General features: G+C 56.5%; 1 protein-coding gene. It reads left to right on the top strand.

All coding sequences use genetic code 11. The features are described 5' to 3' along the window. The coding region (locus ACTHSP_RS23235) for a Ppx/GppA phosphatase family protein (protein ID WP_440347145.1) at window positions 1–329 on the top strand (329 nt) is incomplete at both ends.

The following is a 329-nucleotide window of genomic DNA, read 5'->3' on the forward strand; positions in this document are numbered from 1 at the left end:
GGCCAGCTGAAAGTCATCGACTCGTTCAAACAAATGGTTCGCTTTGCCGCCGGCTTGGACGAACAAAAAAACCTGAGCGAAGCCTCTCAAGAACAAGCCTTGGAATGTTTGGCGAAATTTGGCGAACGCCTGCGCGGATTCCAACCCGAAAACGTGCGCGTGGTGGCCACCAACACTTTCCGCGTCGCCAAAAACATCGCCCAATTCCTGCCCCGTGCCGAAGCGGCGCTGGGTTTTCCCATCGAAGTCATCGCCGGCCGTGAAGAAGCGCGTCTGATTTACACCGGCGTAGTGCATACCCTGCCGCCCAAAGGCGACAAAATGCTGGT

Source organism: Neisseria sp. P0001.S005, from assembly GCF_051963715.1.